Raw genomic sequence first — 7,508 nt, forward strand, 5'->3', positions numbered from 1 at the left:
TGGGAGTACGGCCTCATACCCCACCTTACGCCTCCGGCAACCTTTCTGCGCCCCGCCCTAGTCGCGGTTTCGGCCCGCCCGCCAGACCAGCAGCATCAGCAGCGGTTGCAGGGGCAGCCTGGCCCACAGGCCCCAGGCAGGCAGGGGCCGGAAGCGTTCCGGGTGCTGGGTCATGTAGACATTGGCTGGGAAGACCGCGACCAGCAGGGCCAGCAGGCCCCAGCGTGCGGCGGGCCGGGGGGCCGGATGCAGCAGCCCCAGCCCGTCCGCGATTTCCGCCGCGCCGCTCAGCAGGGTGGCTGTGCGGGCGGGCAACGGCAGCCCCGGCGGCACGATGCGGTCGAATGTCTCCGGCTTCACGAAGTGCAGGATGCCCGCCCCGGTGAAGAGGGCCGCGAGCAGCAGCACGCCCGGCGTGGGCTTCTGGAGTTCTGGCATATGTTCTCCCTCTGCGGCAGCAGAAAGGGCCGGACCGCTTGCCCGACCCTTCCCGGAAGTGACCTGCTTGCTCAGCCTTGATTGGTGGCGGGAACGCTGCGGGCTTCCTCCACGTCCCGTTCTTCCTTGCGGTCGTCGTGTTCGGTGTTGCGGGCGGCCTTCGCCTCGCGGTCGTTGACGCCCTTGAAGGAAGGCTTGTGCCCGTCCTCGATGTCGTGGACTTCCTTCTCGTTGCGGTCGAACTCGTCGGGGAGGCTGGTGTGGCCCTTGTTCTTGTCGTCTTTGTCCGGCATGGCCTGAGCCTGACAGGCTCTGTACCCGTCCACGCGAGCGGACGCTGAAGCCAGATTCAGAAATGAAGAGGCCGTGAAGTCAGGCGGGCGGTGCGAGATAGACGTGCATGGTCGGATGCTCGCCCCGCCCATTCCGCCACCCGGCAGGTGCAGTCGCTACCCGCCGCCAGCCCTCCCGCTCGTACAGGCGGAGGGCGGCCCCAGCCTCCGCCACAACTTCCAGCGCCACACGCCAGCCCTCTGCGCGTGCAAAGGCCAGGGCGGCCGCCAGCAGCGCCGCGCCTGCCCCGCTGCCGCGTCCCGCCGGGGCCACGAACAGGCGGCCCACGTAGGCCACCTCGTCCGGCCGCAGCTGTTCCGCCTGCATCCAGGGGAGGGCGTCCTGGCCCCCCCGGCGCAGCAGGCCGTGCCCCCAGACCTCGCCGGTTCCGGCCACGGTGACCCAGGCGGCCTGCTCGCCCGTCGGGGTCAGCCAGGCTGCCGGGTCGTCCGGCCAGCGCGAGGGGTAGCCGTCGGCGGCGTACACCTGCCGCAGGGCGGTCACGCAGGCGGGCAGGTCCTCCGGCTCCCGGCGGCGGATCACAGGCGGGGCAGGGTGACCCCTTTTTGCCCCTGATACTTGCCCTGCCGGTCGCTGTACGTGACTTCGGGCCGCTCGCCTTCAAAAAAGAGGAGCTGGACGCAGCCCTCGAAGGCGTACATCTTGGCGGGCAGGGGCGTCGTGTTGGAGAACTCCAGCGTGACGTGGCCTTCCCAGCCCGGTTCCAGCGGCGTCACGTTGGCGACGATGCCCACCCGGGCATACGTGCTTTTGCCCAGGGCCACCACCATCACGTTTTCCGGAATCCGCAGGTATTCCACGCTGCGCGCCAGAATGAAACTGTTGGGCGGAATGATGATCTCCGGGGCCTGGATATCGATAAAGGCCCGCTCGTCAAAGGCCTTGGGGTCCACGATGGTATTGCCGTGGGCGTTGGTAAAGACCTTCCATTCGTCGGCGCAGCGCAGGTCGTAGCCGAAGCTGCTCAGGCCGTAGCTGATGACGTGCCGGTTCTCGGCGGTGCGGATCAGGCGGTCCTCGAAGGGATCGATCATGCCAGCTTGGGCGAGTTCACGGATACGCCAGTCCGGGAGGATGCTCATGGCCCGCATGGTAGCGGGCAGGACGCGGGGCGGTAGGCTGGCCCGCATGAGGGTGGCAGTGATCAGTGACGTGCATGGCAACGCCTTCGCGCTGGAGGCGGTGCTGGACGACGTGCAGGCGGCCGCTCCCGATCTGACCGTGAATCTGGGCGATCAGGTCGAGGGGTCGGCGGACCCGGCGCGGGCAGCGGCCCTGCAACGGAGTCTGGCGCAGGCGGGTGCCCTGGAAGTGCGCGGCAACAACGAGGAGAAGCTGTGGCCGGGCGGGCGGCGTTCGGCCCTCACCCTCGCTTACGGCGCCTGGCTGGAAGCGCAGGTGCCCCCGCAGGCACTGGCCCGTCTGGCCGCCCTCCCCCTCACCGCGCGGGCGCTGGACGGGGCGCTCTTTGCCTGCCACGGCACGCCCGAGAGTGCCTGGGACAGCCTGCTGTGGGTCTGGGAATCGGGTGGCGCGGGCGGGGGCTTTTACCGCGCCCGCGACCCCCGCGAACTGTGCGCGCTGGTGCAGCCCCTGGGGGCCGAGGTCGTCCTGTGCGGCCACACCCACCGCCCCGGTGCCACCCGGGTGGGCGACACGCTGGTGGTGAATGCGGGTGCGGTCAGCGACCAGGTGGACGGCGACCCCCGCGCCCGCTGGACGCTGCTGACGCGCGGGCCGCAGGGGTGGACCGTGGACTTCCGCGCCGTGCCCTATGACATCGGGGCCGCCGTGCGCTGGTCGGAAGCCCATTCGCCTTTTGGACCGGGCGAGGGCGAGTTGCTGCGCTCGGGCACCTTCGACAGTCGGGGCGGGTAGGGCGGCTCTGGGTAGAACGGAACGCGCCCCCGATCTCCTCTGGGCGCGTTCCTGCGGCCTGCCTCAGTTCTTCAGCTTCTGCGTGATCTCCAGCAGCCGCTGCACCTGATGGCGGATGTTGGCCCGGTCGGTCTCGCTGAGCGGCTCACCGTTCGCGGTCACGCTCGCGCCGTAAGGGTTGCCGCCCGCCGCGAAGATCGCCGGATTGGTGTAACCGGGCGCCACGATGATGCTGCCCCAGTGCATCGCCGTGATGTAGAGCGTCTGAAGGGTCGTCTCCTGGCCGCCGTGCGGGTTCTGCGCGCTGGTCATGGCGCTGAAGGTCTTGTTTGCGAGCTTGCCGCTGCCCCACACGCCGCCCAGCGTGTCGATAAAGGCGCGCATCTGGCTGGCCGCGCCGCCGAAGCGGGTCGGGCTGCTGAAGAGGTAGGCGTCGGCCCATTCCATGTCGGCGGGGGTGGCTTCCGGGATATCGGCGGTGCGCTCCTGCTGGGCCTTCCAGGCGTCCTGGGTATCGATCACGGCCTGGGGCGCGGTTTCCTTGACCTTCAGCAGCCGCACTTCCGCCCCGGCTTCACGCGCTGCCTCGGCGGCCACCTGCGCCATCTGGTGGTTGGTGCCGTAGGTGGAGTAGTAGACGACAGCAAGTTTGACCGGGGAAGAGTTCGTCATGCCCCGATGGTACGCCCTGCGGCCAATTTATTCAACATCAAACGTTTTTGAGGAACCGCCGGACCTTCACACACGGTTCACAGTGCCTCGCGTCGCCGGACCCGGTTGCCCCCTCCAGTCACGCTACGGGCCTGAATGAGCGGGGAACCAGGGCAGACAGCTCGCCGCCCACCCTCCTCCTCGGTGCGGAGTTCACCTTGCTGGGGTGTTCAGACCCGGATGGTGACGCGCGCGCCCTCTTTTTCCAGGTGAACGGTATCGATGAAGCGCACCACCCGGCTGGAATAGCCCATCACCAGGGTGTGGGTCCTGGCCCCGCCACCGAAGCGCCGCACGCCGTTCAGCAGCTCGCCGTAGGTGATGCCGGTCGCGCTGAAGACGATCTGGCTGCCGGAGGCGAGTTCGTCGGTCTTGTACACCCGGTTCTCGTCCACGCCCATGGCGCGGAAGCGTTCGCGCATCGCGTCGTCCTCGGCGATGAAGCGGCCCTGGATCTCCGCGCCCAGGCACTTCATGGCCGCCGCCGACAGCACCCCTTCCGGCGCGCCGCCCGACCCCATCAGCGCGTGGACGCCCGTACCGCGCACACCCACCGCCAGGCTCGCCACCACGTCCCCGTCCCCGATCAGCTTCACGCGCGCGCCCGCCCCGCGCACCCGGCGGATCAGCCCCTCGTGCCGCTCCCGGTCGAGGATGGTGACCAGCAGGTCTTCCACGCCCCGCTCCAGGCTCTGCGCCAGGGCGGCCAGGTTCGCCTCCACCGGCCATTCCAGATGGACCCGGCCCGCTGCCGGGGGCGGCACGACCAGCTTTTCCATATAACAGTCGGGCGCGTGCATCAGGCCCCCGCGCTCCGAGAGGGCAATCACGGCCAGACCGTTGGGCAGGCCCTTGGCGGTCACCACCGTGCCCTCCACCGGGTCCACGGCGATATCCACCTCGTACTGCCCCTGCCCCAGCTGCTCGCCGATATACAGCATGGGGGCCTCGTCCATCTCGCCCTCGCCGATGACCACCGTGCCCCGGATGTCCAGCGTGTTCAGCAGTTCGCGCATGGCCTCGGTGCCCGCGCCGTCCACCGCGTTCTTGTCGCCCATGCCCACCCAGCGGCTCGCGGCGAGTGCGGCCCCCTCGGTGACGCGCGCCGTTTCCAGCACCAGCGCGTGCTCGAAATGGTCCGTTCTGGCTGTCGTCCCCGGCTCCTTGCCTTTGCCCGTCATGCGGGCACCGTACCACGCTGGGCGGGACAAACGGGGCCGGGAAACCGTTCCGGTGGGCCGGGGGATCAGTGCTGCTGGCGCACGCTCAGGACCGGGATGGGCGACTCACGGATGACCCGCTGGGCGACGGAACCGACCAGCAGACGCTGTAACCCACGCTTCCCGCTGGTCGCCATCACGATCAGCCCGAAGTCTCCACTTCTGGCCCGGTGCAGGATCTCGGTCGCGGGGTCGCCCATCTGGATCAGTTCACCGCCGCCCAGCGTCTTCAGGCGGGCCTCTGCGGCCGGGTCCACCTGGGCCACCGACTCGCCCTCCACGACCCGGTCCGGGAACGCTTCGCCCCGCAGCAGGATTTCTCCGGGAATCACCACGTGCAGGAGGTGCAGCTCTGCCCCCGGAAAGAACCGGCGGGCCGTCTCCAGCGCCGGATGGGTGTCGTCGAGCGATTCGATGGGGACCAGGATACGCAGGGTCATGGGGAGTCTCCTTCGGAGAAGGGCTGCTGTGGGAGGTGGCTCGGCGGCCGGGAGCGCCGTCCAGCCGTTCGGGGCTGCTGCAAGGGACCATTCCGGTTCCCGGAGAGCCTCCCCGATTCTAAGAGAGCCAGCCGCTTAAAAGACAGCACCCGATTAAACAAGTGCTCGCGGTTCATTCGCCAGTAACCGGACAAGAGGCCCAGCGGTGCGTCATTTTTGTTGTCGGCCTCCGCCAGATTCTGGGACCCGGTCCAAGATCATCAGGACTGGTTTGCTCTGCACAGGCGGAGCTAGAGAGAACGCTCTCTTGAACGGCACAGTTGGCAGGACGGCTTATGCGTGGGCCAGGGGCCAGAACGGCGAGCGTCAGGGACAGCCCCCGTCCGGCGCATCCGGCCTGGCCCTTACCGCAGCACACCTGTCCAGACCAGCAGCAGCCACACCAGCACCGGAATCGCCAGCGTGCCGACAATCAGCTTCAGCAGCCGCCACCAGTCGTTCAGGAACTCGCGCATGGGGCGAAGGTAGCAGCCCGGGGCGGGGCTGTCCGGGTGGCCGGTCACGTGGACCGGATGAGCGGGGCCTGAACAGCAGAGCGGTTCTGCTTTCCGGCCCCCGCTGCTTACACTGCCCCTATGACGCTGAGTCCTCTGGCCGGGCACATGGCACCGCCGTCCCTTCTGACGAACATTCCCCGCCTGGTCGCGTACTACTACGAGAAGCGCCCGGACGTGAACGACCCTGCGCAGCGCGTGGCGTTCGGCACCAGCGGGCACCGGGGAACGTCCCTGGACGGCTCCTTCAACGAGGCGCACATCCTCGCTGTGGCGCAGGCGGTGGCTGAGCACCGCGCGGCGGCAGGCATCGCGGGGCCGCTGTACATGGGCCTGGACACCCACGCGCTGAGCGAACCCGCCTGGATCACGGCGCTTCAGGTGCTGGTGGCGAACGGCGTGCGGGTGCGCGCGCAGCCAGGCTCCTTCACGCCCACGCCGCTGATCAGCCACGCGATCCTCAACCACAACCGAGCCGGGCAGCGCTCAGGGGGTGGGGGCGACGTGGCGGACGGCATCGTCATCACGCCCAGCCACAACCCCCCGCAGGACGGCGGCTTCAAGTACAACCCCCCCAGTGGCGGCCCCGCCGACACCGACATCACGAAGGCCGTGCAGAACCGGGCGAACGCGCTGCTGGAAGGCGGCCTCAAGGACGTGCGGCGGGTTTCCCTGGACGATGCGCTGGCCGCCCTCGACCCCTTCGACTTCATCACGCCGTATGTCTCCGAGCTGGATCAGGTGATCGACCTGGACGCCATCCGCCAGAGCGGCGTCCGCATCGGTGTCGATCCCCTCGGGGGGGCCAGCCTGCCCGTCTGGGAGGCCATCCAGGCGGCGCACGGCCTGAACCTCAGCATCGTGAACGACCGCGTGGACCCCAGCTTCGCCTTTATGTCCGTGGACCGGGACGGCAAGATCCGCATGGACTGCTCCAGTCCCTACGCGATGGCGGGCCTGCTGCGCCTCAAGGGCGACTTCGACGTCGCCATCGGCAACGACCCCGACGCCGACCGCCACGGCATCGTGACGGCGGACGGCCTGATGAATCCCAACCATTACCTGGCCGTGATGATCGACTACCTCTTTCAGAACCGCCCCGGCTGGAGCGCGGACGCGGGCGTGGGCAAGACGGTGGTCAGCAGCGCCCTGATCGACCGCGTGACGGCGGGCCTGGGGCGGCGGCTCTTCGAGGTGCCGGTGGGCTTCAAGTACTTCGTGGGAGGCCTGCTGTCCGGCTCTCTGGGCTTCGGCGGCGAGGAGTCGGCGGGGGCCAGCTTCCTGCGCCGGGACGGGGGCGCCTGGAGCACCGACAAGGACGGCCTCATTCCCGGTCTGCTGGCCGCCGAGATCACCGCGAAGACCGGGCAGACGCCCTCGCAGCGCTTCAAAGTCCTGACCGAGAAGTACGGGGAAACCGCCTACGACCGCCAGGACGCGCCCGCCAACGCGGCCCAGAAGAAGGTGCTGGCGAACCTCAGCCCCGAGCAGGTCACGGCCTCCACCCTGGCGGGCGACCCGATCACCGCCAAACTCACCCGCGCGCCCGGCAACGGCGAACCCATCGGCGGCCTGAAGGTCACCACCGACCACGCCTGGTTCGCCGCGCGGCCCAGCGGCACCGAGGACGTGTACAAGATCTATGCCGAGAGCTTCAAAGGTGCGGACCATCTGCGCGAGGTGATGGCCGAGGCCCGCGAGGTCGTGGACGCGGCCTTCCAGGCCGGAGGGGCAGCATGATGCAGGACCACACCGTCATCACCCGTGAGGAGATCACCGGCGTGGAGTTCGACTGGTTTGCCGCCGATCCGCGGGGGCACGTCGCCCAGTTTCTCGCGGCGGGCGATCCGCACGTGCCCGCCGCCGCCCTCGCCTCCGAGGAACTCCTCGAAGCCCTGCACGTGTGGCTCGAT

The 7,508-nt window shown here is 69.1% G+C and carries 9 protein-coding genes; 2 read left to right on the top strand and 7 right to left on the bottom strand.

From position 1 onward, the window contains the following. Positions 1-57: 57 nt before the first annotated feature. From DEIPH_RS09180 to dcd, 4 genes are all read right to left on the bottom strand, one after another. On the bottom strand, positions 58-438 hold the full coding sequence (locus DEIPH_RS09180) for a DoxX family protein (protein WP_034357172.1): 381 nt from the start codon (positions 436-438) through the stop codon (positions 58-60). A gap of 71 nt (positions 439-509) precedes the next feature. Next, a complete protein-coding gene (locus tag DEIPH_RS09185) occupies positions 510-731 on the bottom strand; it encodes a hypothetical protein (protein ID WP_034357175.1) in 222 nt (73 codons plus the stop codon). Between the two features lie 79 nt (positions 732-810). Beyond that, on the bottom strand, positions 811-1,314 hold the full coding sequence (locus DEIPH_RS09190) for a GNAT family N-acetyltransferase (RefSeq protein WP_034357177.1): 504 nt from the start codon (positions 1,312-1,314) through the stop codon (positions 811-813). Then, positions 1,311-1,874 (bottom strand): dCTP deaminase, encoded by a 564-nt coding sequence (dcd, locus tag DEIPH_RS09195; protein WP_034357191.1) that lies wholly within the window; start codon positions 1,872-1,874, stop codon positions 1,311-1,313. Before dcd ends, DEIPH_RS09190 begins: the two co-directional genes overlap by 4 nt. 46 nt (positions 1,875-1,920) lie before the next feature. Between dcd and DEIPH_RS09200 the strand changes: the two genes are divergently transcribed. Next, positions 1,921-2,670 (top strand): metallophosphoesterase family protein, encoded by a 750-nt coding sequence (locus DEIPH_RS09200; RefSeq protein ID WP_034357180.1) that lies wholly within the window; start codon positions 1,921-1,923, stop codon positions 2,668-2,670. A gap of 63 nt (positions 2,671-2,733) precedes the next feature. Here the strand turns inward: DEIPH_RS09200 and wrbA are convergent, their stop codons facing one another. The 3 genes from wrbA to DEIPH_RS09215 form a co-directional block, all read right to left on the bottom strand. After that, complete coding sequence (gene wrbA, locus DEIPH_RS09205; RefSeq protein WP_034357181.1) at positions 2,734-3,342, bottom strand: NAD(P)H:quinone oxidoreductase; 609 nt, start codon at positions 3,340-3,342, stop codon at positions 2,734-2,736. Positions 3,343-3,551: 209 nt separating this feature from the next. Next, entirely contained in the window at positions 3,552-4,562 is a 1,011-nt protein-coding gene (gene glpX / locus DEIPH_RS09210; RefSeq protein WP_034357184.1) for a class II fructose-bisphosphatase, read from the bottom strand. Positions 4,563-4,627: 65 nt separating this feature from the next. Next, positions 4,628-5,041 carry a universal stress protein gene (locus DEIPH_RS09215; protein ID WP_034357186.1) on the bottom strand — a complete coding sequence of 138 codons (414 nt, stop codon included), beginning with the start codon at positions 5,039-5,041 and terminating at the stop codon, positions 4,628-4,630. A gap of 635 nt (positions 5,042-5,676) precedes the next feature. On the opposite strand from DEIPH_RS09215, the gene pgm reads away from it, so the two are divergent. Beyond that, positions 5,677-7,335: a phosphoglucomutase (alpha-D-glucose-1,6-bisphosphate-dependent) gene (pgm, locus tag DEIPH_RS09220; RefSeq protein ID WP_034357188.1), complete on the top strand. Its 1,659-nt coding sequence runs from the start codon at positions 5,677-5,679 to the stop codon at positions 7,333-7,335. Positions 7,336-7,508 lie beyond the last annotated feature (173 nt).

The organism is Deinococcus phoenicis (genome assembly GCF_000599865.1).
Lineage (GTDB): Bacteria > Deinococcota > Deinococci > Deinococcales > Deinococcaceae > Deinococcus > Deinococcus phoenicis.

What these genes read in the sequence shown, in the direction of transcription:
- DEIPH_RS09180 (WP_034357172.1), bottom strand. Translation starts at nt 438, where the DNA reads ATGCCAGAACTCCAGAAGCCCACGCCGGGCGTGCTGCTGCTCGCGGCC.
- DEIPH_RS09185 (WP_034357175.1), bottom strand. Translation starts at nt 731, where the DNA reads ATGCCGGACAAAGACGACAAGAACAAGGGCCACACCAGCCTCCCCGAC.
- dcd (WP_034357191.1), bottom strand. Translation starts at nt 1,874, where the DNA reads ATGAGCATCCTCCCGGACTGGCGTATCCGTGAACTCGCCCAAGCTGGC.
- DEIPH_RS09200 (WP_034357180.1), top strand. Translation starts at nt 1,921, where the DNA reads ATGAGGGTGGCAGTGATCAGTGACGTGCATGGCAACGCCTTCGCGCTG.
- wrbA (WP_034357181.1), bottom strand. Translation starts at nt 3,342, where the DNA reads ATGACGAACTCTTCCCCGGTCAAACTTGCTGTCGTCTACTACTCCACC.
- glpX (WP_034357184.1), bottom strand. Translation starts at nt 4,562, where the DNA reads ATGACGGGCAAAGGCAAGGAGCCGGGGACGACAGCCAGAACGGACCAT.
- DEIPH_RS09215 (WP_034357186.1), bottom strand. Translation starts at nt 5,041, where the DNA reads ATGACCCTGCGTATCCTGGTCCCCATCGAATCGCTCGACGACACCCAT.
- pgm (WP_034357188.1), top strand. Translation starts at nt 5,677, where the DNA reads ATGACGCTGAGTCCTCTGGCCGGGCACATGGCACCGCCGTCCCTTCTG.